Here is a 24,627-nt window from a genome sequence, read left to right as displayed (position 1 = left end):
CGAATTACTCGGGATTGAATAGTAAAATCTTTAATTTATCCCTAAAAAAACTTTGTGTCTTTGTGCCCTCGTGGCTCTAAAAAAAAAATATCTGTCCTTTCGAAATAGGCAGAAAACAAAAAAGCCTTAGATTTCTCTAAGGCTTTAAGCGGAATGGACGGGACTCGAACCCGCGACCTCCTGCGTGACAGGCAGGCATTCTAACCAGCTGAACTACCACTCCAATATTTTAAAGGCTTTACCCTGTTTTGATCTTTTCAGATGTCCTTCTCGTTTGAAGTGATGCAAAGGTAGGTATTTCGTTATTTTCCGCAACACATTGCTCTAATATTTTTTGACAAGAATAGTTATCTGATTCTTATTCAGGGAAATAATTTTTAAAGTAGCGAATTAGCCCCCATTTACACGGAAGGGTTTTTCTCAAAGGGATAATGCTTATCTTTGTATCTTTCAAAAATCACCGATATGGTATTAGAATTCGAAAAACCTATAGCCGATTTAGAGCAAAAACTTCTAGAAATGAAGGATTTGGCCAAAGGGCGAAACATTGATTTACGTTCAGATATTGAGTCCCTAGAAGAAAAAATCTTAGCCTTGAAGAAAGAAACATTTCAAAATCTTACTAGATGGCAGCGTGTCCAGCTTTCTCGTCATGCCGACCGCCCTTATGCCTTGGATTACATCTATGAGATCACCAATGATTTTGTAGAGCTCCACGGCGATAGAAACGTCAAAGACGATAAAGCCATGATTGGTGGTCTAGGCGACATTGATGGAAGATCAGTGATGTTTATTGGTCAGCAAAAAGGAAGAAATACCAAGCAGCGGCAAGAGCGCAACTTCGGTATGGCGAATCCTGAAGGTTATCGTAAGGCCCTTCGATTGATGAAAATGGCCGAGAAATTTGGTAAGCCAATAATCACGCTGATCGATACTCCCGGTGCTTTTCCTGGATTGGAAGCTGAGGAAAGAGGACAGGGCGAAGCAATTGCCAGAAATCTCAAAGAGATGTTTATGCTAAAGGTACCTGTGATCTGCATTATTATTGGAGAAGGAGCATCAGGTGGTGCTTTGGGAATAGCAATTGGAGATCGGGTATTTATGTTGGAAAACACTTGGTATTCTGTGATTTCGCCAGAGTCATGTTCCTCTATTCTTTGGAGATCTTGGGATTACAAAGAACAGGCAGCTGAAGCTTTGAAGTTGACTGCAATGGATATGAAGGGGAATGGTCTGATAGATAATATTATTCCGGAACCGCTTGGAGGAGCTCATCGCAATATGAAGTGGATGGCAAATACCATTAAGGAGACAATTATCCAGTCTCTAAAAGAACTGGATAAAGTTAAACCTGAGAAGCGAATCGAACAAAGAATTGATAAATTCTGCGCCATGGGCGTAGTTGTTGAATAATTTAAACCCGGACTTATTTAAGTCCGGGATTTTTCTTTTAGCCTATGGAATTACATGTAGTCAATACCGGATTTTTCAAATTGGATGGAGGTGCCATGTTTGGGGTAGTCCCTAAATCACTTTGGTCCCGAACAAATCCTGCAGATGAAAATAACCTTTGTACCTGGGCGATGCGATCTCTGCTAGTAGTGGATGGAAATCGGATCATTTTGATTGACAATGGAATCGGGGATAAGCAGGATGCAAAATTCTTCTCCCATTATTACCTACACGGAGATGATTCCTTGGAAAAAAGCCTTAGAAAGATTGGAGTAAGTCCTACAATGATCACTGATAACTTTCTTACACACCTGCATTTTGACCACTGTGGAGGAGGAGTAAAGTATGGTTCTCACGGGCAATTTGAACTTACATTCCCAAGAGCCACTTACTGGAGTAATCGGGACCACTGGCAATGGGCAACTGTTCCTAATCCACGCGAGAAGGCCTCTTTTCTGAGCGAAAACATACTTCCAATGCAGGAAATTGGACAATTGGAGTTTCTTGACCTGAATTCAAAGACTTTCCTTCCTGGATTTGATTACATCACAGTAGATGGTCACACCGACAAGCAGATGCTTCCAAAGATTCAATACAAAGGGAAAACTATTGTATTCATGGCTGATTTACTTCCTTCAGTTGGTCACATTCCATTGCCTTACGTGATGGGATATGATACTAGGCCTTTGTTGACAATGGACGAAAAGGGAAAGTTTCTTGAAGAAGCTGCTCGGGAAGAATACATTTTATTCCTGGAGCACGACGGAGTAAATGAGTGCTGCACGGTAAAGATGACAGATAGAGGAGTAAGATTAGATCAAACATTTAGACTGGATGAAATCGAGCATGACTAAAAAGTCACACACTGGGGTGATTAAATGCTGCGAGATTCCATGTGACAATTGAAAATAAAATTATAAACACATGAAATCTAAGTTGAAAATAGGAATCGCATTGTCAGGTGGTGGGGTCCGTGGGATTTCACACCTGGGAGTTTTAAAAGCCCTTGTGGAAGTTGGAATAACTCCAACAAAGATCTCCGGCACTTCCGCAGGTGCCATTGTAGGAGCAATGTATTGCCAAGGCTATACCCCGGAGGAGATTTTGAAAATTATCGTGGAGACGAATTACTTCAAGTTTATGCGACCTGCAATTTCCCTTACAGGAATTTTGAAAATGGACGCCATGGAAAGTCTCTTTAAAATTTACCTGGATCATAACGATTTTTCGAAGCTGAAAACCCCTCTCACAGTAGCTGCAACAGATATTAAACGGGGAAAAGTGAAATATTTTTCCGAAGGAGAACTCATCAAACCTATCATGGCATCTTCCTGCATTCCCGGGATGTTTGATCCTATAGTGATTGGGAATAGGTATTTCGTCGATGGAGGAATATTGAATAATTTGCCTGTTGAGCCACTAGAAGGGTTTTGTGATTACGTAATTGGTGTTAATTGCAACCAACTTCCAGAAGAAAGTAATATCCGTAACATGAAAAATCTGATCGAGCGGTCGGTGATCATGGCGATGAATTACAATGTCTATAGCCGCAAGGATAAGTGCGATTATTTTATTGAGGCACCAGGTTTGGGAAAATACGGTGTTTTTGATATCAAAAAGGCACCGGAACTGTTTCAGGCTGGATACGAGGAAACTATGAAAATGATTGAAGAAAATCCGGAATTATTGGATTTAGGTGCTAAGAAGCAAAAAGCAGAAAAGGTATGATGAAGGCTTTATCAAAATTTTTATTTTGGATTACAGGTTGGGAGTTGGTTGGAGAATGGCCAAAAGGTGTTAAAAATGCTGTTTTAATTGCAATTCCCCACACTTCAAACTGGGATTTGCTCTATGCCCGCGCAGCCTTTTTCCTTATGGATATTCCTGTGAGATTCACAATTAAGAAGGAGGCTATGGTGGGGCCACTGGGTTGGATACTCTCTGGTCTTGGAGCGATAGCGATCGATCGAAAGCGAATTCCTGGAGGAAGAAAGCAAACCTATACTGAGGCTATGATCGGGATGCTGAAAGAGCGCGAAGACCTTGTGATCATGGTGACGCCTGAAGGAACCCGAAGTCCTGTTAAAAAATGGAAAACAGGTTTTTATCATATCGCAGAAGGCGCGGGTGTTCCTATTGTGGTTGGCTTTTTGGATTATAAAAAGAAGAAAGCCGGAATCGGACCACATTTATATCCAGATGGAAATATGGATGCGCAGATTGAAGAGCTAAAAGCTTTTGGTCGAACCGTTACAGGAAGACATCCCGAGAAAGGAATTATTTAAATAGAATTTTCCCTTAAAGTGAAAAAGGTCCTGAATCATGCGATTCAGGACCTTTTTTATAGACATAACCTTTATTTGTCTTTGAAATCCAAACTTACAGAGTTGATGCAATACCGAATTCCTCCTTGGTCTTTGGGGCCATCAGGAAATCTATGGCCTAAATGAGACCCGCATTTACCACAAAGGATTTCCTCCCGAACCATAAAATGTGAATAGTCCATATGGACATCAATTGCCTCTGGCCGAACCGGTTCTGTGAAACTTGGCCAACCACAACCTGAATCATATTTTTTATCCGAATGAAAGATTTCATTTCCACATACTTTGCATTCGTAGATTCCAGTATCCTTATTTAGGTAGTACTCACCTGAAAAAGGTCTTTCTGTTCCTTTTTCACGCAATACATGATAGGATTGAGGATCAAGTTTTGCTTTGAGTTCTTCCTCATTTACCTGAACCGGATAGACTTTCTTTTCTTTTTTCATAGTCTTACTATTTGGTTTGATAACCCTCAATTCGCTTTTGATGTTTCAAGAGGTTTTAAAATTAGAGGATCTCCGCTATTATTCAGGATATCGTTTCTGTTCATCAGTTGCGATCGGTACCTTCCTTTCACATACATTTTTGCCTGGTCACGGTAGTGTTTGCTAAAGCGATTTCCACTTTGACCAGTAGGCAGAACAGAGATAGATTTCTCCACATCTTCAAAATCCAAAATGATTCGCATGGCCGGACCGGAAGTGACTTTATAAATGCCACCACCGTTGAGTTTGAAAGCTAATTTATTTATCCCTTCTGCATTGGCTTTCAAAGGTTCGGTTTTGACATTGAAAATTTTATCCAGAGGCTTTTGAGAACCCAGCGGATGTGGATGCTCAGAAATGATAGCTTTCTCCCAATTCCAATCCTTCCAGTTTGATCCTAATTGAGTATTCAATTCTTCCAAGCTTTGGGCAAGCGCTAAAGAAACAATCATGGATTTAGATTCAATTTCAGGCGTTTCGGTATTGTCCCACCAAGGATTTTGTTCGGAAGTCAAGAAGTTTTCTGTGCTTCGGATCATCAGAAAGGTCTCCAAATAAGTGGAAAAAGCAGACTCACCGAGTTCATCTTCCATACTCAATCTAAGGGTGTGATAGAGCCATTTGTAATAGAGCGTTGGTTCAATGTCCTTCAAATTATGATCTCCATCCCAATTACCCAGTCGCTCAAGGATTTCCTGGTAATTTTCAAATTCAGCTGGATTCACAGCTTGGATCAGTTGCTTGGCATTTTTTGGATGTTTGGTATTGACAGTTTCCAATTGGAGTGATTTAATGGATTCCATGTCCCAGTCATTTCTGGTTTCTAAAGTGGTTGCAATCCGCTGATAGCGATCTCCAGGGTAATAATATCCCGGAAACAAGACGCCATTTTTCATAGTGTCCGGCTGATTATTTGCGGAAATGACATAGCCATTGGATGGGTTTACGCTTTGAGGATTGTCAGTGAAAGGATACCAGCCTTTTGGCAAAGTCTCGTTATCAGATCCATCGGCAAATATCTTCGAATGAATTTTTTCAGAGCGAATCGGAAGTTTTGCTGCAGCCCACCAAGCGATATTCCCGGAGCTGTCACCATACATAATATTAAGTCCGGGTGCATGAATAAGCGAAGCCGCATCAGCCACTTCCTGCATTGATTCTGCATGATTGAATTTATAAGTAGCTTCCAAAGCCTGAGTTGGCTGTAGGGTATAAACCCACCAAGAAGCTACTGGGTTTGAGGTCAAGGCTGAAATTTCGGGCACCACATCGTTTAAAATGGGACCGTGAATGGTAGATCTGATTTCAAGAGTTTGGTCAGCCTCACCTTTTACTTTTATGGTTTCGGTACGAGATTGGAAAGGGTAGGAGACATCACCGATGAGATAAGAATTTGAGTTGCTAGGGTTTGTTTTGATTTCGAAGAAATCCTGATCGTCATTTTCAAACATGGTCAAACCTATGCTGTGATTCTTTGAATGTCCCACCAAGCCAAAAGGCATCCCCGCCAAATGATTGCCATAATAGCTATAGCCGGGATATTCTATATGAGCTTCGTACCAAACCGAAGGAGAGGAAAATCCAATATGGGTATCATTCAGAAAAAGCACTTTACCACTTTTGGTTTTGGATCCGGCAATCACCCAGGAATTAGATCCTTCCAGTGCGGGAACAGGCAATTTCCCAAGCATTGAAATGAGTGAATTTTCTACAGAAACCTCATTTGCTAATGAATCAGGATAGTGATTTGGAATGAAATAATGGTTCGGTAAAGTTTGAAGCGATAGCACTTCCAAATATTCCGGAGCTAGCTCCCTTGCCATTTTGCTGATCAATGGATCAGTTTTCACTCCCATTGCAAAAGTAAAGGACATGTAACCCATGATGCCGTGAACATCGTTGACGGTAAATTCCCTTGGTGTGGCTCCGAGAAGGGTATATTCTACTGGGAGCTTCCCTTCTTGAATAAACTGGTTAACGCCTTTTATATAGGCTTCAGTGGCAGATTTCCAGGGAGAATTAGGTTGATTATTCCAATCAGTAGTGCTTTCTTTAGCGTGATTCGGAATCCCTAGTGTTCGGAAAAATTTATCTATTTCTACCAAATCCGGACCAAGCAATTCAGCTAAAGATCCTGTTCCGACCCTTCGCATCATTTCTAACTGGAATAATCTATCCTGCGCATGTACATAGCCCAAAGCCTGATATGCATCTTCTTCATTTTCTGCATAAATATGAGGGACACCAAATTCGTCAAAAAGAACTTCAACTTCTGAATTGAGTCCTTCAAGATTTAATTCTCCTTTGTACTGAGGAGAATGGAGGTAAATGAACGCCAAGAGACCTACCAAAATCAGTAGGATTAGTGAGCCAATGATTATTCCTATTTTTTTCATGTGTTTATAATTTTCTCTTCAATTGTCATCCCGAAAGCTTTCGGGACATCCCATTTTTTTCGCTTTCGTCATACTCGATTTCATTTGAAGGAAACTGGATTTGAGAAAAGAATATGAAAGTTAGTTTTGAAATGGAAATTAGAAAAAATCCTGAGCTGTTAATCGATCGCTTCCAAAATTATCCTACAGGCTTCCCGTATTTCTGCATCTGTGATGATCAATGGAGGCGCAATGCGCATGGAATCGTCACAGAATAAAAACCAGTCCGTAATTACTCCTGATTCAATTGCCCGATCAATAATTGGTTTGAGCACTTCGAAGGATTCAAATTCTACCGCCATCATCAACCCTTTATTTCGGATGGCCTTGATTTTAGGATGGACTAAAAGGCTTTTAAAGAGTGTGGCTTTGGCTTCTACTTGGTCGATTAAATTTTCTTCCAAAAGAATCTGTATAGTAGCCAATGATGCTGCAGCGCTTACCGGATGACCACCAAATGTGGTTATATGGCCTAGAAGAGGATTATTTTTGAATACCGCCATCACCTCTTTATTAGCTATGAATGCACCAATTGGCATTCCACCCCCCATTCCTTTGGCACAAACCAGGATATCTGGGATAATATCAAAATGCTCGAATGCCCAGAACTTTCCTGTTCTACCAAATCCAGCCTGAATTTCATCGAGGATCAATAATGTTCCGGTTTCATCACACCGCTTTCGCAAGGCTTTGAAATATTCGGTACAAGCTACTCGAATCCCTGCTTCACCTTGTATGGTCTCGATCACTACAGCAGCAGTATTTGAATCGATTTTTTTTAAATCAGAAAAACTGCCGTAATGGATATGTGTAATCCCAGGAAGTAAAGGACGATATGCCCTTTTGAAAATTTCGTTTCCTCCTACACTGAGTGAACCTGCGGAACTTCCATGATAAGCATCAACGCAGGAAATCAAATTGGGCCTTCCTGTGTATCGTTTGGCCAGTTTCAACGCACCTTCGATCGCTTCTGAGCCACTATTGACTAGATAGACATTATCCAGTTGCTGAGGAAGTGTATCGGTTAAAGCTTTGGCAAGCAAAGTCTGAGGTGTTTGGACATACTCCCCATAAACCATCAGATGCAGGTATTTGTCTAGTTGAGTATGAATTGCTGTGAGCACTTTGGGGTGGCAGTGTCCAACATTACTGACTCCAATTCCGGAAATCAAATCGATATACTTTTCCCCATTCGGGCCAAAAAGGTAAATACCTTCTGCCTTTTCCACTTCGATCATCAATGGAAAATCTGTTGTCTGGGCTAAATGGGATAAAAAAAGTTGTCTGTTATTCATTCTTGAATTAGATTCAATAGCTCGAAAATCGGAAGAAAATTCCTAAAGGGAGCTTTTTGGAATGGTTATCCTGAAGATACAATTCGCCGTGCTCTGCATTTTGGACGTCTTTAAAATTTGTATTGATAAGATTAGCTGCAATCAAGGAGGAAAAGCTTAACGAATACATATTGAGCAGCAGGAAATGATCTTTTGGTTCCAGGATCTCTGCACACACTTTGAGCATTTCGTTAATTTGCTCCTCTAGAACCCACTTTTCACCTTCTGGCCCACGACCATATGCTGGTGGATCCAGGATGATTCCATGATATTTATTCCCCCTTCTCGCTTCCCTTTTGATGAATTTCATGGCATCATCCACCATCCAACGGATTCCGTCCAGTCCAGAAGACTCCATATTATGTCGGGACCAAGTCACCACTTGCTTCACAGAGTCAAGATGAGTGACATCGGCTCCAGCTGCTTTAGCTGCTACAGATGCTGCGCCGGTATATGCAAAGAGATTGAGAACTTTTGGGTTTTTGATCGGACTCTCTTTTATCTTTTTGTAGAGGTAGTCCCAGTTTACGGCTTGCTCTGGAAAAAGACCAATATGTTTGAATGAAGTCTGTGCCAGATTGAGCTTCAATTTCAGGCCATCTGCATTTTCATAGGACAAAGTCCAATTATGGGGCATTTTCTGGAATTGCTCCCATTGACCTTTCTCGGGATTGCTTTTTTCTTTAGCAAAATGTGCATGCGCCATTCGCTTCCATTCACTCTCCGGGAGACTTTTATCCCAAATCGCTTGAGGTTCAGGTCGACTGAGAATGAAATTTCCAAATCGCTCTAATTTTTCAAATCCTCCGGTGTCTATCAATTCATAGTCATTCCAAGGGCCTGGACAAAGGGATAGGATTGTTTCTTGCATAATTGCTGATGTAATGGGTATGCAAAAGTAGGGAAATATCAGTAACCCATTTGCTCAAGTAGCTCCAAACTATATTCCCAAAGCTTAGTAGCATAGGCTTTGTTTGAAGCATTTTTTGATTTGCTTTTTGGTTTTTTCTTATCGTAGTAGGCACCATAGATTAATTGCTCCTTTGGTGTGAGTGAAAGAAATAGGGTCGTCTGAGCTCCGGCTTTTGGGGATATGAAAAACAGTTTACTTACCTCGATCATCACCTTGTCAAAAGCTCCGGAAGTTGAGCCGAAATTTGTCTTTACTGCTCCGGGATGAAGGGAATAGGCACTTAATCCTTTTTCTTTAAATTCATTATCCAAATAATTGCTTGTCAATATATTATATAGCTTTGCAGAGCCATAAGCTAGCCATGCGTTTTTAACCTTTGCAAGCCCTAAATCCTTCAAATTAAATGAGCCTATATGATGAGCCATGGAGCTTACCTGAATGATTTTTCCTTTTGCTTCGATCAAATTTTCCAGCAGATTTTTGATTAGAAGAACATGTCCCAGATGGTTGACTTGGAATGTTTGATCTAGCCCATCTATGGTCTTTGCTCCAGAGGGAAACATTCCTCCTGCATTGTTGATCATCAGGTCGATTTTGGGGAAAGCTATTTTAATTTTATCACTGGCTTTCTGAATTGAAGCTAAATCTTCAAGATCCATTTCGAATAGATGGATTTTTTTTGTGTCTGGGAGTTGAAGGAAAAGCGAATTTGCCTTAGCTATATTTCTTACAGGTAGGATAAATTGATCAGCTTGAGGATAGAGACCTTTCAGGGTTTCCCACCCAATTCCTGAAGTACTGCCAGTTAATATTACGATCATGTTTGAATATTCTTTTTAATACTACAAAATCCAATCGAATTGGTTTTCAGGAGTCTAATTCTTTTCAAAACTTGAATCTTAGACAAAGACTGATTTTTTGTACTTTTGGACTTATTTTAAGGGAAAATTTGAATTATTTCGGTTTTATATCCGGTCCAGGTACTAGCATGATATGAGCAAAAAAGTAATTGATATTGAGCAAGCGATCAATTCAAAGAATCCTAAACTACTGAAGTGGATTCCTGGTTTTGTTGTTTCTTACATTAAGCGAGTCACGCATGAAGCTTGGATGAATGACGTTTACAATCGAATCCAGCATTTACATGGATTGGAATTTGTCAATGCCCTGATGGGTGAGTTTGACTTGGAGGTAGAGTTGATCGGAGAGGAGTATCTGCCTAAAACGGGTGGGGTCATTATTGCGGCAAATCATCCTTTTGGCGGCATGGATGGCATTGCGATGATGTATGCCATGGGGAGAATCCGAAGTGACATACGTTTTTTGGTAAACGATCTCTTGATGACTTTTAAAAATTTCGAGCCGCTTTTTGTTCCTATCAATAAACATGGTAAGAATTCTCAGGAGGTCTACGAACGGATAGAAAAAGTATATTCCAGTGATTGTGCTGTATTAATTTTCCCGGCCGGTTTAGTTTCCAGAAAAGGAGATGAGGGAATAAAAGATCTACAATGGAAGAAAAGCTTCATTGCTAAGTCCAAGAAATTTAAAAAAGATGTGATTCCTTGTTTTATAGAAGGTAATAATTCCAAATTTTTCTACAATTTGGGTTTTTGGAGAAAAAAAATAGGGATCAAGGCTAATATTGAAATGTTCTATTTGGTGGATGAGATGTACAAGCAACGAGGGAAAAAAGTGGTAATCCGAATCGATAAGCCTATTTCTTATCTCACTTTTGATGAATTAAAAACAGATAGCCAATGGGCTGATTACCTCAGGGACAGAGTTTACGAACTAGGCAGCAAAGCATGAAAGAAGTAGCGGTAATTCCGGCAGTAGATAAGAATATCATCAAAAGTGAACTTACAGAAGAGCGATTTTTGAGGTATACCAATAATGGAAATAATCTAGTGTATCTGGTTAATTTTCATAACTCACCCAATGTGGTCCGGGAGATCGGAAGGCTTAGGGAGTTGACTTTCAGAGCGGCAGGTGGCGGAACAGGCCTGGCTTTGGATCTGGATGAAAATGATACCTGCGAAAATTGTTATGATCAGTTGATAACTTGGAGTCCGGAGGATGAAGAGATTGTTGCGGGATATCGATTGATCAATTGCAAAAATGCGGTTTTGGATAATGGAGATATAAATCTTTCCACTACGCATCTGTTTGATTTTTCAGAGCGATTTGTTTCTGATTACCTCCCTTATACCATTGAGCTTGGGAGATCTTTTGTGCAGCCAAAATATCAGCCAGCCATAGATAATCGAAAGGGTATTTTCAGTCTGGACAATCTTTGGGATGGACTTGGGGCAGTAGTACTTTTGAATCCCGAGGTGAAATATCTCTTTGGTAAAGTGACGATGTACCCGCATTATAATCCACAGGCCAGAGATCTTTTATTGATGTTCTTGAATCATTACTTCCCGGATCGAGACCAATTGGTGAAACCAAAAGAGTCAATTAAGCTCAGTTATAAAACAGACCTTCCTAATCAGGGTAATCCTTTTGAAGGGCTTGCTTACAAAGAAGGTTATAAGTTTTTAAATAGTCAGGTTCGGTCTTATGGTGAAAATATCCCGCCACTGATTAATACTTATATGAATCTTTCACCAACGATGATGACCTTTGGTACTGCACTCAATGATGAGTTTGGGGAAGTGGAGGAGACTGGGATTTTAATTACGCTTGCAGATATCTACGAGACGAAGAAACATCGGCATATGGATACATTTGAGCGGGATAAAGTGTATGCTGGAAGAGAAATCTAAAAAACTAACCTTACTAGTCGGAGCAACTCCTAACCCAAGCCGCTTTGCGTACTTCGCTGCCGGTAAGTTCATGGAGCAGGGTATTGATTTTATTCCTATCGGTATTAAGAAAGGGCAAGTATTCGGTAACGAAATTCTAGATATTCGATCTAGGCCAGAATTATCCAATATTCACACCATCACTCTTTATCTGGGTGAGCAGAACCAAGAAGAATGGATTGATTATCTCCTTAGCCTCAAGCCTAAGCGAATTATATTTAACCCCGGAGCAGAAAATTTTGAGTTTATGCGAAAAGCTCAAAAGATGGGGATTGAGGCAATAAATGCCTGTAACCTGGTAATGCTTAGAACCGGCCAGTTCTAGTTGCCTTATTCCAAAATCTATCCATATACAGGATATGAGGAAATGAAATCAAAGAAATCAAGATAAAAAAGACTAAAATTAGTTCGCTGGTATTTAAATAATTCATCCCTAGGATCAGGATTAATGCTATTCCAATCAAGCTGATTACAGAAAAAGGGATTAGTTGAGCGGCAAATTTTTTGACTGTATTGTAATTCGGGTACCTCTTTAAAAATTTGTATTCCGATATCATGCTTGGTAATGCATGCCAAAAGCTGAAGTATACAATAAACCCTATCATTAGGGGACTGAAATAGAGAATAGGGGCAAGTACCAACAGCTCGAAAAGATCCGATCGAGTGAATTTCACTTTGGAAATCCATTGTACTATAATTGTTAAGAGTAAGGAGCCGCTCAAAATTAAAATCAGGTATTGGCTCAAGCTTGAAACATTTAAAATAGGATCTAATATCTCTTGGGTGAGTTCAAAATCCCCACTTAAAATTAACAGAAGAAAGAAAATCCCCCTGGAAGTATAGAGAAGAGCCTTCGCTGATTTTTGGACAGGTCTATTGATGAAATGTGTCTGGCCAAAGTGATATCCTGACATCAGCAGGAAGGCGATCAAGGAGAAAATGGGGAAGAAAATCCAGCTAATCAGATAGCATGCAATCAAGGAAACATAGCTTATCAGGAAGGTCAAAAAGCCTTTCTTTGAAATTTCAGGCTCTGAGGTAAGATGATCAATAGCTCCATGAGGAATGCCCAGAAAAGTAAGTGCAACAAAGAAAATGGAATACTCAATCAGTTGATTCTGTGATGAGAAGAGTACGAATAAAAGGCAAATAACTAGGCCTACCGCTTTGAAAGTAATCTCAATGCGATTCATATCTAAGAAGACTTTTGATGAAAATACCGAATTTTAATCTGCTGAGAAGTTTGATTTCATCCACTAGGGTAGTTTCTTCACTTAAGAATCTCAATACTTTTTCAGTCGGATTATTTTTAAAGAGATCTTCAAATACTCCAGCTAACTTTTCTGGCCACCTACTGGCAATATTTAAAAGTATGTTATCATAAAATTCAAATCTTCGGCTTCTGCTGATTCCATTAGTAGCAGCTGAACCATTTTCCAAGTTTGATACTATTTTCTTTGAATTCCCTTGAATCTTTTGGAAAGTATAGCCAGTTGAGGCCTTAGTCCATCCGGCTGCTGTTCCGATAGGAATGATTCGATTGGATTTTTTCCGGTTTACAGATTTATTAGTCATGGGAATGACGCCTGTCTCCTGAAAGGTGATTTGATAATCTTCGGTTTTGAGTAAGCTAGTGAGGTATGATTTTAACTCTTTTTCCAAAGCCAATTTATCAATATTAGTTTTGGAATATGCGGTAAACTCAACGAGAGCACTGTTTTTGGAGTAAGGGAGGATGTAGAAAAAATCAAATTGTGAATTTGAGTTTTCCTGTATTTCCATCAATGTAAATGAGGAAGGATCGAAAATTGGCTTAGATGTTTCGATTTTCCATCCTGAAAAAATTTGTTTCAGATGGGCGCTAGGTATTATCTGATTCGGGTCAAATCTGGAATCAAATACCATCTGAGCTTCATATTTTTCTCCATCAGTCGTGGTTACAATTACTCCTGAATCCACTTCTTGAGTGGAGGTTACAGTAGATTCTTTATAAACTATATTTTCAAGAAGTTTAAACTCCTGATGAATAGATTGGTAAAAATCCTTTGAGTTGAGGTGATAATATTTCAAGTCACCAAGAGGATTGACTTGGGATTTTGTCCCGAATTTTAAATTTAGATTATCCCAAGAATGAATGGCGTTTGTTGGGTGGATTTCCAAGGGAGTTTTTGCCCAATAGCACCAGGTTTTATCTGGTATTTGATAAATATTGGGGTCAATCAGTAATATTTTTTTATGCTTCAACGAGCTACGCATGAGATGGTAGGCCAAGCTCAAGGAGGCACAACCTGCACCTGCGAATATGTAGTCGTATCTTTCCATAGAAGAGAAAAGAGCCATCTCTCCCTTGGTAGGGAAAAATGGCTCGTTTTTAAAATTAGGCTTTTGAAGTCTTGTTAGATTCAGCGATTGCTACTGAATAGATTACTAGTCCAAATCCAATTTTGTTGATCGCATCGGCGATGTTGTAGAACAAGTCGATAGAACTTACTTCAAACGCTCCTGACAATAAATTGCCTGGAAGCACCATGTAACCGATTGGATAGATAGACCAACCTAGTGTGATGAAAATCTTCAAAAGGAACATTGCACTACCAAGAGCAGGGCTATTTGAATCCTTAGCAAGCTTTGCAATGTCACCAGCAAAAACTTCATAAACGATATATAAATAACCTAGAGTTGAGATTACTCCCCACATGATATTGCTATCGATACCTGAAGTCTCACCGATATAACCTGTGACCAACATTACCAAAGAAGCAACGATCAATTTGAAAAGAGTTCCACCTTTCGCACCAAATGGCTTGGTCAATAAATAAAACTCAACACACATCAATGGTACTGTCAAAGTCCAATCCACATATCTGAAAGCTGTTGGACTGGTACCTGTTTGTAAATAGAAATCCCTCATGTAGTAGTAATGCACAGCGGCAATACCTGTAATGAGACCTGATACTAGAAGCGAGAGCTTCCATTTTCCGTCAACAGAGCCTCTTTCTACGAAAAAGAAAACTGATGAAGCGAGCATTGCCATGTAGCCAATAAAGAAGGTAATTGCTACTGGGTCTGAGTTGATGATTCGATCTAAACCAATTAGATCTGCCGATAAGGTGTAATTCATAAGATTTGAACGGGTTAAGTGTTTTGGTTATTTTGAAAATTATAAGTAATTCAGAATAATATTTGTTTAATATTTTTTATCAAAGATTTAACAAAAAGTGATAAGTCGTCATTTATGAGAAACATATGGTTAGAATTGAATGATGAACCGTATGAAAAAAAATCGAGAAAAAATCAAAATTTAGAATTTTATTCTGTTTTCAGATTATGTAGGATATCCATAAAGTTTCCTCACAAAAGGATATGATTAGTGTCGATTGAGTCACTTTTTTTCCCTATCTTGCATCCTATTGAAAAATATAAAAAACACCTTTTTGAGCCCATTTTGAGGGTTTTCTCCAAAAAAATATGAGTGAAGAAAAAGCTAAGAATCCAGCAGAATACGGTGCCAGTAATATTCAGGTATTAGAAGGTCTGGAAGCGGTTCGAAAGAGACCCGCCATGTATATCGGTGATATCGGAATCAAAGGACTTCATCACCTGATATGGGAAGTAGTAGATAATTCCATAGATGAGGCGCTCGCAGGGCATTGTGATACGATCCGAGTGACTGTCAACGAGGATAATTCCATTACCGTGGAGGACAACGGTAGGGGAATCCCTACTGACATGCACGAAAAGGAGAAAAAGTCTGCTTTAGAAGTAGTGCTTACTGTACTCCATGCCGGCGGTAAATTTGACAAGGATACTTACAAAGTTTCCGGAGGTTTGCATGGTGTAGGAGTTTCCTGCGTAAATGCGCTTTCTACTGATTTGAAGGCTACGGTTTACAGAAATGGTGTAATCACTGAGCAGGAATTTAAAATCGGAGTGCCACAGTATCCAGCAAGACAGATTGGAACGACCGACAAGCGAGGAACAACTATTCAGTTTAAGCCAGATGCATCAATTTTTGCTATAACTGAATACAAATACGAAACCATCGCCAATCGTCTTCGGGAAATGTCTTTTTTGAATGCGGGAATCCGTATCACTTTAACAGATCTCCGAGAGCAAGAAGATGACGGTTCCTTCAAATCAGATGAGTTTTACTCTGAAGGAGGTCTGGTTGAATTTGTCGAATATCTTGATGTCAGCAGAGAGAAGATCATCGAAGCGCCGATTTATATTGAATCAAACGAGGGTAATGTGCCTGTGCAAGTAGCCATGAGCTACAATAATTCCTATTCGGAGAACGTGGTTTCCTATGTGAATACGATCAATACCTATGAAGGCGGTACGCACGTGACCGGTTTCAGAAGAGCCTTGACACGAACATTGAAATCCTATGCAGATAAATCGGGAATGCTCGATAAGCTTAAAATCGAAGTGTCTGGAGATGATTTTAGAGAAGGTCTAACGGCGGTTATTTCGGTAAAAGTACAAGAGCCACAATTTGAAGGTCAGACTAAAGGTAAATTAGGTAACTCTGATGTGGTTGGTGCGGTTGATTCTGCAGTATCTGAGACCTTACAGTCATGGTTGGAAGAGCATCCTCGTGAAGCAAAAACTATCGTAGGAAAGGTTATTCTTGCAGCTCAGGCTCGCCATGCAGCGCGCAAAGCCCGAGAGATGGTACAGCGTAAAAATATACTTGGCGGCGGCGGATTGCCGGGTAAACTTGCAGATTGTGCAAACAGCGATCCCACAGTATGTGAACTTTATCTAGTGGAAGGGGACTCGGCAGGAGGATCTGCCAAGCAGGGAAGAGATCGGGATTTCCAAGCAATTCTTCCTTTGAAAGGAAAAATTCTGAATGTGGAAAAAGCGCACGAGCATAAAATTTATGACAATGAGGAAATCAAAAATATTCTAACCGCTTTAGGTGTGAAATTTGGAACTGCCAATGATGATAAAGAACTTGATCTGGCAGGCTTGAGATATCACAAGATTATTATCATGACTGATGCGGACATTGACGGTTCCCATATTCGAACTCTGATTTTGACTTTGTTCTTTAGATATATGAAGTCATTGATTGAAAATGGATACGTATACATTGCTTTGCCTCCTTTATATCTTTTGAAGCGAGGAAAAGACGAGCGTTATTGTTGGACTGAGGAGGAAAGGAAAATCCTTACTGCAGAGATGGCAAAAGACGGAAGAGAAGACAGCGTAGGAATTCAGCGATACAAAGGACTTGGAGAAATGAACCCTGAGCAGCTTTGGACGACTACCATGGATCCAAATGTTCGTACGATCAAGCAGGTTACCATTGATTCAGCTGCAGAAGCAGATCACTTGTTTAGTGTGTTGATGGGAGATGAAGTTGCACCTAGGCGTGAATTCATTGAAAAAAATGCGAAGTACGCTAAAATCGATACCTAATTAAAAAGGGGCTTTTTTAGCCCTTTTTTTAATTTAAAATATTTAGAATACAATTCGAAACCGATCAACTTATATCTTGTTCCTGTTATAAAATTTTGAGCTATGAAATTAGCAGTTGCCGATAAATACGATTCTATTATTCAAAAAAGTGACTTAGTCAGTCGGGACTTGAGTTGGTTGACTTTCAACGACAGAGTTCTTGATCAGTCTAAGAAATCTCATAGATCGATTTTTGAAAAATTGAAATTCCTTGCGATCACTGCTTCCAATCTGGATGAGTTCTTCATGATCCGAGTTGGTTCATTGTACAACTATCTGGACTACGAGAAAGAAAGAGTCGATTACTCAGGATTACGGGAGGAGCCCTTCAAGGCCAAACTGATGAGTGAGTGTCAAATTTTTCATCAGGATCAACACGAACATTTCACACAGGTAATCCTGCCCGAAATGCAAAGTGAACACATCACTCTTGGAAATATTTCCAAGTTGAGCGAGGCAGAAAAAGAAAAAGTACATCAATATTTTCAGAAAGTCATCTACCCTATGCTTACGCCGATGGTTTATGATGGCTACAGAACTTTCCCAATACTGATGAATAAACTTCTGGTATTCGGAGTGGTGACTACCAGCCCTGGAGATCGAAAGGATATGCGGAAGCTTAGTTTTGTCCAGATCCCGGCAAACATTCCTCGCTTTTTTGAAATTGAGCGGGAGAATTCGCTTTTCCTAATTCCCATAGAAGAAGTTATCCGGGAAAATATTATCTCCCTTTTCAGAAATGTGGAGATTGCTGGAATCAGCCTTTTCAGGATCACTAGAAATGGAGATTTCACGCTTGAAGAAAGTGAAGATATGGACGCAAACTTCCTGGAAGAAGTGAAGCGGAAATTGATGGAGCGTAAAACAGGTCGGGTAGTACGAATCGAAATTGAAGAAGGCTACAGCAAATGGATGCTTAATTCCCTTTTAGAGCGATGGAATCTTAAAATGGACTCTGTTTTTCTAGTAAAAAGATCCAGTATGCTTGATTTTACTGGACTTTGGCAGGTTGTTGGTAATAAAAGATTTAAGGAGAGATTGCCACAGGTTCATCCATCGGTAAAACCTCTATCTTATCAAGACGAGGGTACAGTTGAGATTTTTGAAGCATTGAAAGAAAAGGATATACTCCTTCACCAACCCTATAATAATATTGACCCGATTTTAGATCTTATTGATTCGGCTGCTGATGATCCGGATGTGATGGCGATCAAAATGACTATCTATCGCCTTGCAAAAGACAGTAGAATCACAAAATCACTTTTGAGAGCTGCTGAAAATGGGAAACATGTTTCAGTTCTTTTTGAAGTCAAGGCTCGATTTGATGAGGAAAATAATATTCGTGAGGCGAAGAAACTTCAAAAGGCAGGTTGTTTTGTGATTTATGGGATTTCAAACCTTAAGACTCACACCAAGCTTTTGCTGATAGTGAAGCGAGATGGGTCTGAAATTACGCGATTTGTACATTTGGGATCTGGTAATTACAATGAGGATACAGCGAGACTCTATACCGATATTGGATTGATGACTACCAATGAGGTCATAGCAAATGATGTCTCTGAATTTTTCAATGTAATTACGGGACATTCCATGCCGAGTCAGTATCAAAACTTGATTACTGCTCCTCGCGATATGCGAAACCAATTGATAGAGTATATCGAGAAGGAAGCTGAAAATGCCAGAAATGGACTTCCAAGTGGTATTTTCATTAAAGTTAATTCATTGGAAGATTCCGAATCTATCTATGCATTATATAGAGCTTCTCAATCTGGGGTTACTATTAAATTGATTATCCGAGGAATTTGTTGTCTTCGTCCTCAGCGACCTGGGCTAAGTGAAAATATAGAGGTAATTTCTATTGTAGGGGACTTTTTGGAGCATTCCAGAATATATCATTTTCATAATAATGGTGCAACCAGGACTTATGCAGGTAGTGCTGATATGATGGTGAGAAGCTTTGATAAACGACTGGAGTCATTATTTAAAATAGAAGCCCCTTTGCTGGAGAAGCAGTTGATGAATATTATTTCATATAACCTTCGAGACAATGTAAACTCTTATGTGATGCAGGAAGATGGTTCTTATCTGCCTAAGAAACCTGCTGAGGGTGAAAGTGAGTTTAATATTCATAAAGAGTTTTTTGAATTGGATCCTGAAGAAGTTTCCAAGGTTCGATTAGTAAACTAGAACAAAAAAGCTCCAAGTATGGAGCTTTTTTGTTGCCAGAAAGTTTATATCCAGATCACATTGGTTTATAATTCCCAATTTTGAGTCTTTTTTTTACTTTGAAATAATTGATTACACCAATAATTAAAGAGCAAAAACTCAATACAAAAGCTACGTATCCGAGATTACTGACATGAGCAAGTTTTTCAACTTCGAATAGGGCAGTCCCACTCACCAAGAAGTAAAGTGAGGTGCGAATGAAAGAAAGCAGAGTTCGTTCATTTGCCAAAGTAGTACGCTGTCTTGCCAAATAATCACGAATAATTAATTCATTTTCAAAGTCATTTTCCATATTTGTGCCTTGTTCTATTTATAATTGAATTTAAACTACTTATTATGAAAAGATTTTACACGTTTTCCCTTCTACTTTTTTTAGTGGGTCAAGTGATTGCTCAGGATCAAGACGCATTGACAAAAGCGGATACAAGCTATTGGCTTAAGGAAATTGCAGGAGGATTAAATATTAATCAAGCATCATTTAGTGATAACTGGAAAGGCGGGGGCGTAAACTCAGTAGCCTTTAGCGTTTATCTTAATGGTAGAGCTAACTATGCAAAGGAAAAATGGTCATGGGACAATCAATTTGATTTTATCTATGGTGTGGTCAAAAATAAAGGCGAAGATGGAAGAAAATCCAATGACGTCCTTTTTATGGATACCAAAGTCGGTTATAAGATAAACGACAAGTGGAATTACTTCTTAGGGATGAATTTTCTTTCCCAGTTTGCTCCAGGTTATAATTTCACAGATACTGAACGTACTTTGATTTCCAAATTTGCAAATCCCGCCTACCTGACTACCTCAATAGGTCTGGAATATAAGCCAAATGATGAGTTCAGTCTTCGTATTTCTCCTTTTTCCCCTCGATGGACTTTTGTTTCAGATACTGAATTGTATTTGAATGTACCTGATAATTATGGTGTGGAGATAGGAGAAACAGTTCGAACAGAATGGTTGGCATTTAGCCTCTTGGCAGATTGGAATAAGAAGTTGTCTGAGAATCTATCCTTGAAGATGAGATATCAAATGTTTGCGAATTATGAAACTCTAGCATTCAAAACAATAGATCATAGACTTGATGTAGGACTTACTGCCAAAGTTTCGAACCTAATTAATGTGAGTTTGACTTCCCTGACAATATATGATTTTGATCAGGACAGTAAAATCCAATTTAGCCAAGGTTTAGCATTGGGAATTGCATTTAAACGAGGTAATTTCCCTGTGAAAGAATAAATCAAACAAATTTTTATTTGGTGTTTTGATTTGAATATAAATGTATTATTTTTGAATTCATTGTGGTAGTTAAATAATAGTTGGTTTAGTTTTCAAATAAAGGGCAGGAGATTTTCTCCTGCTTTTTTATTTTACCCTCTCCAAAAAATCCAATTTTTTTTATTTTCCTACAAAACAATTGTATAGTCTAGATTTAAAAGCTTTTAAATATCCAGAACACTTTTTCGGTACAGCCAACAATAAAGAGGTAAAGACTAGATTTTTTGGAAGGGGGAATCTTTAGCGTCTTCGAGTTTTTCATGAGGACAGCGATTCTGATTCCAGCCAGTAGGGGATAATGTAAAAGCTTCAGTTAGATTTTTGGAAAGTGTTATAAGTGCTTATAGAGTTCCTCTTTTCAAATAAAAAAACAAAAAAAAAGCCCAGACTTTCGTCTGAGCTTCGTGCACTCGGAAGGATTCGAACCCTCAACCCTCAGAGCCGAAATCTGATATTCTATCCAGTTGAACTACGAGTGCGTACTTTTTATTTTAACCCTGAAGGACTGCCTGTACTTTATCAGCAGCTTCTTTCAAAGTGATAGCCGAAGCTACTTTTAGACCTGATTCGTCAATAATCTTTGCGCCTTCTTCAGCGTTAGTTCCTTGCAAACGTACGATGATAGGAACTCTGATATCACCGATTGATTTGTAAGCTTCAACCACACCACTAGCGATACGATCACATCTTACAATTCCTCCAAATACATTGATCAAAATTGCTTTTACGTTTGGATCCTGAAGAATGATTCTAAATCCAGCTTCAACAGTAGTAGCATTTGCTCCTCCTCCTACATCCAGGAAGTTAGCAGGCTCACCACCTACTAATTTGATCATGTCCATGGTTGCCATTGCAAGACCAGCACCATTAACCATACAACCTACGTTTCCGTCAAGCTTCACATAGTTAAGACCTGATTTACCGGCTTCTACTTCCAAAGGATCTTCTTCAGCTACGTCTCTCAACTCAGCCAAGTTTGGATGACGATAAAGTGCATTATCGTCTAAGTTAACCTTCGCATCTACTGCAAGGATTTTATCATCAGAAGTTTTTAAAACAGGATTGATCTCAAACTGAGATGAGTCTGTAGCCTCATAAGCTTTATAAAGAGCAGCGATAAACTTCACCATTTCTTTAAATGCATTTCCGCTAAGACCAAGTTTGAAAGCAACCTTTCGGATTTGGAAACCTTGTAAGCCTACCTTAGGATCGATCCATTCTTTGATAATCTTTTCAGGATGGTTTTCTGCAACTTCTTCGATATCCATTCCTCCCTCAGTAGAAGCCATGATCACATTGCTACCACTAGCTCTATCGAGTAGGATCGATACGTAATATTCTTTTGGTTCTGAAGCTCCAGGATAATACACATCCTCAGCGATCAAAACTTTATTGACTTTTTTACCTTCAGGACCTGTCTGGTGTGTCACCAAAGTCCCACCAAGGATATTCTTGGCTTTCTCGGCTACGTCTTCCAGTTTTTTGGCTAGTACCACACCGTTTGATCCGGTTTCTTGTACTTTACCTTTACCACGACCACCTGCGTGAATTTGTGCTTTGATTACAAACCATGAAGTGCCTGTTTTCTCATTGAGTTTTACTGCTGCTTCATGTGCCGCTTCAGGGCTGTCAGCTACTATGCCTTCCTGAATTCGTACACCGTAACCTTTTAGTACTTCTTTAGCCTGATATTCGTGAATATTCATCCTGTCTGAATTTTTGCACGAAGTTACGTTCAAAGTGTTGATAAATCAAACCTGAATTATTCCTTTTTTCGGGAAAAAAGGCTTTGATTCCTGAATTTGAGGGATTTATTCTATTTTTGAGACATAAAAAAAACTTAGTATGCTGAAAGCCAACGGAATCCATAAATCTTATGGAAACCTTCAAGTACTTAAAGGAGTAAATCTGGAGATTTCTAAATCTGAAATCGTTTCTATTGTAGGTTCTTCAGGAGCAGGAAAATCCACCTTGCTTCAGATTTTAGGAACTTTAGATAAGCCTGATCGTGGGCAGATTGAAATGAATGGTTTGGATTTGATCCGATTGAAAGGAGAAGAGCTGGCAAAATTCAGAAATGAACAAATAGGATTTATTTTTCAATTCCATAATCTTTTGCCGGAGTTTACGGCCTTAGAAAATATTCAGATTCCAGGTTTTATCAGAAATACCAATTCAAATCAGCTGGCAAAGAAAGCTGCTGAGCTTGCCGAATTATTGGGAATTTCACATCGGTTGGATTCAAAGCCAAATACTTTAAGTGGGGGAGAGCAGCAGCGAGTGGCTGTGGCAAGAGCTCTTATCAATAATCCAGCTGTGGTTTTCGCAGATGAACCCTCAGGAAATTTAGATACTAAAAACGCCCGTGGTCTTCATGAATTGTTTTTCACCCTTCGCAAAGAACTTGGTCAGGCATTCGTAATCGTCACACACAACGAGGAGCTAGCGAATATGGCAGATCGAAAAGTGACTATGAAAGATGGATTGATTGAGGCTTCGGATCTTATTTCTTAAGCTTTTTAAGCATGGCATTTATGTGGCCTTTGGACTCAAACATTTCGGAAAACACACCTGCTATTTTTCCTGATTCGTCAATCAAATAGGTAACTCTTTTGGGCATTTTGATCAATGGGATCAAAGCGTCATAAGCTTTACATACTTTTCCGTCTGGATCAGAAAGTAATTCAAATGGAAGTTTGTGGGCTGCTTTGAACTTGAGATGACTTTCGATAGAATCTCTGCTAATCCCAAATACCGGAATTTCCAACTCTCGAAATGCTTCGAATTGATCGCGGAACTCGCAAGCTTCTGCTGTGCATCCCGGGGTGAAATCCTTGGGATAAAAATAAAGAATAAAGCTTTTTCCCTGTAAGTCTTTCGAAGAGGATAATGTACTGCCGCTTGTGGAGGCTAAAGAAAATGTTGGGGCCAATTTGCCGATAGATAATGCCATAGTGAGAGTTTAACTTTACAAATCTTGAAAGGTTTTTTTGAAAATGCGAATCAATTAGAAAGGTTGAACTTTATAAATCCTTTTTACCTTTGGAGAATAAGGAATTTAAAACCACCGATTTTGAAAATTACCAGTGTGCAGTCCATGCTTTTGGCAGGGGTATTTTTTGCGTTGATGAACGTCTCGGTGAAATTCATTCCTCATATTCCTGCCATAGAAATTATCCTTTTCCGTTCTATTTTTAGTTTAGTTTTTAGCTTTTTGGTGCTGAAGAAAATAGGTGTGCCAGTTTTCGGTAATAATAGAAAGCTACTGATCATAAGAGGTATAGTTGGCTCAGTTGGACTGATTTCATTCTTTTATACTTTACAAAAAATCCCACTGGCTTCGGCCGTTACGATTCAGTATTTATCTCCGATTTTCACCACAATTCTTGGGATATTTCTAGTCAAGGAGCGGGTAAGACCTATTCAGTTTCTATTTTTTGGGATCTCATTTGCCGGAGTTATCGTGCTTCAGGGATTTGATGCTCGGGTTAACCTTCTGTATGTCAGTATAGGAATAATTTCCGCTTTATTTTCTGGTCTTGCGTATAATGTCATCCGAAAATTGAAAAATACAGAACACCCGCTTGTCATTATTTTCTATTTTCCGCTAGTCACCTTGCCGGTAGCATCACTTGTCAGCTATTTTACCTGGGTTCAGCCAATTGGTTGGGATTGGTTGATTTTGCTTTGGATAGGGATATGCACCCAGGCAGCACAATACTTTATGACCATTGCTTATCAAAATGCAAACGTTTCTAAAGTTTCCAGTTTAAGCTATATCGGTATTCTTTACGCCTTATTTTTTGGATTCCTTTTCTTTGGAGAAACTTTCGGTGTAATGTCTTACGTGGGTATGGGATTGGTTTTGCTCGGAATTTTATTGAATTTAAGAGAAAAGTAAGAGACTTAA

23 protein-coding genes and 2 tRNA genes are annotated in these 24,627 nt (G+C 39.3%); 12 read left to right on the top strand and 13 right to left on the bottom strand.

Annotation, left to right across the window (positions count from 1 at the left end):
* Window positions 1–149: 149 nt before the first annotated feature.
* Window positions 150–223 (bottom strand) — tRNA-Asp (locus BVC88_RS13385).
* A 242-nt stretch (window positions 224–465) separates the two neighbouring features.
* On the opposite strand from BVC88_RS13385, the gene BVC88_RS13380 reads away from it, so the two are divergent.
* From BVC88_RS13380 to BVC88_RS13365, 4 genes are all read left to right on the top strand, one after another.
* Window positions 466–1,413 (top strand): acetyl-CoA carboxylase carboxyltransferase subunit alpha, encoded by a 948-nt coding sequence (locus BVC88_RS13380; protein WP_075351196.1) that lies wholly within the window; start codon window positions 466–468, stop codon window positions 1,411–1,413.
* Between the two features lie 44 nt (window positions 1,414–1,457).
* The gene (locus tag BVC88_RS13375; RefSeq protein WP_075351195.1) at window positions 1,458–2,306 is read left to right on the top strand and encodes an MBL fold metallo-hydrolase; all 849 of its coding nucleotides are present in this window, start codon (window positions 1,458–1,460) and stop codon (window positions 2,304–2,306) included.
* Between the two features lie 70 nt (window positions 2,307–2,376).
* Window positions 2,377–3,180: a patatin-like phospholipase family protein gene (locus BVC88_RS13370; RefSeq protein WP_075351194.1), complete on the top strand. Its 804-nt coding sequence runs from the start codon at window positions 2,377–2,379 to the stop codon at window positions 3,178–3,180.
* Complete coding sequence (locus BVC88_RS13365; protein WP_075351193.1) at window positions 3,177–3,737, top strand: 1-acyl-sn-glycerol-3-phosphate acyltransferase; 561 nt, start codon at window positions 3,177–3,179, stop codon at window positions 3,735–3,737. The genes BVC88_RS13370 and BVC88_RS13365 overlap by 4 nt, the downstream gene beginning before the upstream one ends.
* A gap of 71 nt (window positions 3,738–3,808) precedes the next feature.
* Here the strand turns inward: BVC88_RS13365 and msrB are convergent, their stop codons facing one another.
* From msrB to BVC88_RS13340, 5 genes are all read right to left on the bottom strand, one after another.
* On the bottom strand, window positions 3,809–4,222 hold the full coding sequence (gene msrB / locus BVC88_RS13360) for a peptide-methionine (R)-S-oxide reductase MsrB (protein ID WP_075351229.1): 414 nt from the start codon (window positions 4,220–4,222) through the stop codon (window positions 3,809–3,811).
* Between the two features lie 26 nt (window positions 4,223–4,248).
* Entirely contained in the window at window positions 4,249–6,657 is a 2,409-nt protein-coding gene (locus BVC88_RS13355) for a penicillin acylase family protein (RefSeq protein WP_075351192.1), read from the bottom strand.
* A 158-nt stretch (window positions 6,658–6,815) separates the two neighbouring features.
* Entirely contained in the window at window positions 6,816–7,991 is a 1,176-nt protein-coding gene (locus tag BVC88_RS13350) for an aspartate aminotransferase family protein (RefSeq protein ID WP_075351191.1), read from the bottom strand.
* 13 nt (window positions 7,992–8,004) lie between these two features.
* Entirely contained in the window at window positions 8,005–8,901 is an 897-nt protein-coding gene (locus BVC88_RS13345; RefSeq protein WP_075351190.1) for a class I SAM-dependent methyltransferase, read from the bottom strand.
* Between the two features lie 38 nt (window positions 8,902–8,939).
* A complete protein-coding gene (locus tag BVC88_RS13340) occupies window positions 8,940–9,764 on the bottom strand; it encodes an SDR family NAD(P)-dependent oxidoreductase (RefSeq protein WP_075351189.1) in 825 nt (274 codons plus the stop codon).
* Between the two features lie 172 nt (window positions 9,765–9,936).
* Here BVC88_RS13340 and BVC88_RS13335 point away from each other — a divergent pair, with 172 nt between their 5' ends.
* The 3 genes from BVC88_RS13335 to BVC88_RS13325 are packed head-to-tail and all read left to right on the top strand — an operon-like array spanning window position 9,937 to window position 12,078.
* Window positions 9,937–10,755: a 1-acyl-sn-glycerol-3-phosphate acyltransferase gene (locus tag BVC88_RS13335; RefSeq protein WP_075351188.1), complete on the top strand. Its 819-nt coding sequence runs from the start codon at window positions 9,937–9,939 to the stop codon at window positions 10,753–10,755.
* Window positions 10,752–11,714, top strand: coding sequence for a GNAT family N-acetyltransferase (locus BVC88_RS13330; RefSeq protein ID WP_075351187.1), 963 nt, complete (start codon window positions 10,752–10,754; stop codon window positions 11,712–11,714). Before BVC88_RS13335 ends, BVC88_RS13330 begins: the two co-directional genes overlap by 4 nt.
* On the top strand, window positions 11,695–12,078 hold the full coding sequence (locus tag BVC88_RS13325; protein WP_075351186.1) for a CoA-binding protein: 384 nt from the start codon (window positions 11,695–11,697) through the stop codon (window positions 12,076–12,078). Before BVC88_RS13330 ends, BVC88_RS13325 begins: the two co-directional genes overlap by 20 nt.
* On the opposite strand, the gene BVC88_RS13320 is transcribed toward BVC88_RS13325, so the two are convergent.
* Genes BVC88_RS13320 through BVC88_RS13310 form a run of 3 tightly spaced genes read right to left on the bottom strand, consistent with a single transcriptional unit; the run spans window position 12,059 to window position 14,874 of the window.
* Window positions 12,059–12,946 carry a Brp/Blh family beta-carotene 15,15'-dioxygenase gene (locus BVC88_RS13320; protein WP_075351185.1) on the bottom strand — a complete coding sequence of 296 codons (888 nt, stop codon included), beginning with the start codon at window positions 12,944–12,946 and terminating at the stop codon, window positions 12,059–12,061. The genes BVC88_RS13325 and BVC88_RS13320 overlap by 20 nt on opposite strands.
* Complete coding sequence (locus BVC88_RS13315; RefSeq protein ID WP_075351184.1) at window positions 12,933–14,093, bottom strand: lycopene cyclase family protein; 1,161 nt, start codon at window positions 14,091–14,093, stop codon at window positions 12,933–12,935. Before BVC88_RS13315 ends, BVC88_RS13320 begins: the two co-directional genes overlap by 14 nt.
* A 37-nt stretch (window positions 14,094–14,130) precedes the next feature.
* Complete coding sequence (locus BVC88_RS13310) at window positions 14,131–14,874, bottom strand: bacteriorhodopsin-like (RefSeq protein WP_075351183.1); 744 nt, start codon at window positions 14,872–14,874, stop codon at window positions 14,131–14,133.
* 347 nt (window positions 14,875–15,221) lie between these two features.
* Here BVC88_RS13310 and gyrB point away from each other — a divergent pair, with 347 nt between their 5' ends.
* Both gyrB and ppk1 read left to right on the top strand, forming a co-directional pair.
* Window positions 15,222–17,180 (top strand): DNA topoisomerase (ATP-hydrolyzing) subunit B, encoded by a 1,959-nt coding sequence (gene gyrB / locus BVC88_RS13305; protein WP_075351182.1) that lies wholly within the window; start codon window positions 15,222–15,224, stop codon window positions 17,178–17,180.
* A gap of 102 nt (window positions 17,181–17,282) precedes the next feature.
* Window positions 17,283–19,406, top strand: a complete 2,124-nt coding sequence (gene ppk1 / locus BVC88_RS13300; RefSeq protein ID WP_075351181.1) for a polyphosphate kinase 1 — start codon at window positions 17,283–17,285, stop codon at window positions 19,404–19,406.
* A 55-nt stretch (window positions 19,407–19,461) separates the two neighbouring features.
* Here ppk1 and BVC88_RS13295 read toward each other — a convergent pair whose 3' ends face one another.
* Window positions 19,462–19,737, bottom strand: a complete 276-nt coding sequence (locus BVC88_RS13295) for a YidH family protein (protein WP_075351180.1) — start codon at window positions 19,735–19,737, stop codon at window positions 19,462–19,464.
* A gap of 44 nt (window positions 19,738–19,781) precedes the next feature.
* Between BVC88_RS13295 and BVC88_RS13290 the strand changes: the two genes are divergently transcribed.
* Window positions 19,782–20,678, top strand: a complete 897-nt coding sequence (locus BVC88_RS13290) for a DUF3078 domain-containing protein (protein WP_075351179.1) — start codon at window positions 19,782–19,784, stop codon at window positions 20,676–20,678.
* Between the two features lie 444 nt (window positions 20,679–21,122).
* Here BVC88_RS13290 and BVC88_RS13285 read toward each other — a convergent pair.
* Window positions 21,123–21,196, bottom strand: a tRNA-Arg gene (locus tag BVC88_RS13285).
* 12 nt (window positions 21,197–21,208) lie between these two features.
* Window positions 21,209–22,423: an ADP-forming succinate--CoA ligase subunit beta gene (gene sucC, locus BVC88_RS13280; RefSeq protein WP_075351178.1), complete on the bottom strand. Its 1,215-nt coding sequence runs from the start codon at window positions 22,421–22,423 to the stop codon at window positions 21,209–21,211.
* A gap of 139 nt (window positions 22,424–22,562) precedes the next feature.
* Between sucC and BVC88_RS13275 the strand changes: the two genes are divergently transcribed.
* Complete coding sequence (locus BVC88_RS13275) at window positions 22,563–23,231, top strand: ABC transporter ATP-binding protein (RefSeq protein ID WP_075351177.1); 669 nt, start codon at window positions 22,563–22,565, stop codon at window positions 23,229–23,231.
* Here BVC88_RS13275 and BVC88_RS13270 read toward each other — a convergent pair.
* Window positions 23,221–23,670: a peroxiredoxin gene (locus tag BVC88_RS13270; protein WP_075351176.1), complete on the bottom strand. Its 450-nt coding sequence runs from the start codon at window positions 23,668–23,670 to the stop codon at window positions 23,221–23,223. The genes BVC88_RS13275 and BVC88_RS13270 overlap by 11 nt on opposite strands.
* 144 nt (window positions 23,671–23,814) lie before the next feature.
* Here BVC88_RS13270 and BVC88_RS13265 point away from each other — a divergent pair, with 144 nt between their 5' ends.
* Complete coding sequence (locus tag BVC88_RS13265; protein WP_075351228.1) at window positions 23,815–24,618, top strand: DMT family transporter; 804 nt, start codon at window positions 23,815–23,817, stop codon at window positions 24,616–24,618.
* Window positions 24,619–24,627: the final 9 nt, after the last annotated feature.

Source organism: Algoriphagus marinus, from assembly GCF_001936475.1.
Classification (GTDB): domain Bacteria; phylum Bacteroidota; class Bacteroidia; order Cytophagales; family Cyclobacteriaceae; genus Algoriphagus; species Algoriphagus marinus.
The sequence above is the reverse complement of the archived record's forward strand: the minus strand, read 5'-3'. Positions and strand labels throughout refer to the sequence as shown.

Coding starts and splice junctions, on each gene's coding strand:
- BVC88_RS13380 (WP_075351196.1), top strand. CDS start 466: ATGGTATTAGAATTCGAAAAACCTATAGCCGATTTAGAGCAAAAACTT.
- BVC88_RS13375 (WP_075351195.1), top strand. CDS start 1,458: ATGGAATTACATGTAGTCAATACCGGATTTTTCAAATTGGATGGAGGT.
- BVC88_RS13370 (WP_075351194.1), top strand. CDS start 2,377: ATGAAATCTAAGTTGAAAATAGGAATCGCATTGTCAGGTGGTGGGGTC.
- BVC88_RS13365 (WP_075351193.1), top strand. CDS start 3,177: ATGATGAAGGCTTTATCAAAATTTTTATTTTGGATTACAGGTTGGGAG.
- msrB (WP_075351229.1), bottom strand. CDS start 4,222: ATGAAAAAAGAAAAGAAAGTCTATCCGGTTCAGGTAAATGAGGAAGAA.
- BVC88_RS13355 (WP_075351192.1), bottom strand. CDS start 6,657: ATGAAAAAAATAGGAATAATCATTGGCTCACTAATCCTACTGATTTTG.
- BVC88_RS13350 (WP_075351191.1), bottom strand. CDS start 7,991: ATGAATAACAGACAACTTTTTTTATCCCATTTAGCCCAGACAACAGAT.
- BVC88_RS13345 (WP_075351190.1), bottom strand. CDS start 8,901: ATGCAAGAAACAATCCTATCCCTTTGTCCAGGCCCTTGGAATGACTAT.
- BVC88_RS13340 (WP_075351189.1), bottom strand. CDS start 9,764: ATGATCGTAATATTAACTGGCAGTACTTCAGGAATTGGGTGGGAAACC.
- BVC88_RS13335 (WP_075351188.1), top strand. CDS start 9,937: ATGAGCAAAAAAGTAATTGATATTGAGCAAGCGATCAATTCAAAGAAT.
- BVC88_RS13330 (WP_075351187.1), top strand. CDS start 10,752: ATGAAAGAAGTAGCGGTAATTCCGGCAGTAGATAAGAATATCATCAAA.
- BVC88_RS13325 (WP_075351186.1), top strand. CDS start 11,695: ATGCTGGAAGAGAAATCTAAAAAACTAACCTTACTAGTCGGAGCAACT.
- BVC88_RS13320 (WP_075351185.1), bottom strand. CDS start 12,946: ATGAATCGCATTGAGATTACTTTCAAAGCGGTAGGCCTAGTTATTTGC.
- BVC88_RS13315 (WP_075351184.1), bottom strand. CDS start 14,093: ATGGCTCTTTTCTCTTCTATGGAAAGATACGACTACATATTCGCAGGT.
- BVC88_RS13310 (WP_075351183.1), bottom strand. CDS start 14,874: ATGAATTACACCTTATCGGCAGATCTAATTGGTTTAGATCGAATCATC.
- gyrB (WP_075351182.1), top strand. CDS start 15,222: ATGAGTGAAGAAAAAGCTAAGAATCCAGCAGAATACGGTGCCAGTAAT.
- ppk1 (WP_075351181.1), top strand. CDS start 17,283: ATGAAATTAGCAGTTGCCGATAAATACGATTCTATTATTCAAAAAAGT.
- BVC88_RS13295 (WP_075351180.1), bottom strand. CDS start 19,737: ATGGAAAATGACTTTGAAAATGAATTAATTATTCGTGATTATTTGGCA.
- BVC88_RS13290 (WP_075351179.1), top strand. CDS start 19,782: ATGAAAAGATTTTACACGTTTTCCCTTCTACTTTTTTTAGTGGGTCAA.
- sucC (WP_075351178.1), bottom strand. CDS start 22,423: ATGAATATTCACGAATATCAGGCTAAAGAAGTACTAAAAGGTTACGGT.
- BVC88_RS13275 (WP_075351177.1), top strand. CDS start 22,563: ATGCTGAAAGCCAACGGAATCCATAAATCTTATGGAAACCTTCAAGTA.
- BVC88_RS13270 (WP_075351176.1), bottom strand. CDS start 23,670: ATGGCATTATCTATCGGCAAATTGGCCCCAACATTTTCTTTAGCCTCC.
- BVC88_RS13265 (WP_075351228.1), top strand. CDS start 23,815: ATGCTTTTGGCAGGGGTATTTTTTGCGTTGATGAACGTCTCGGTGAAA.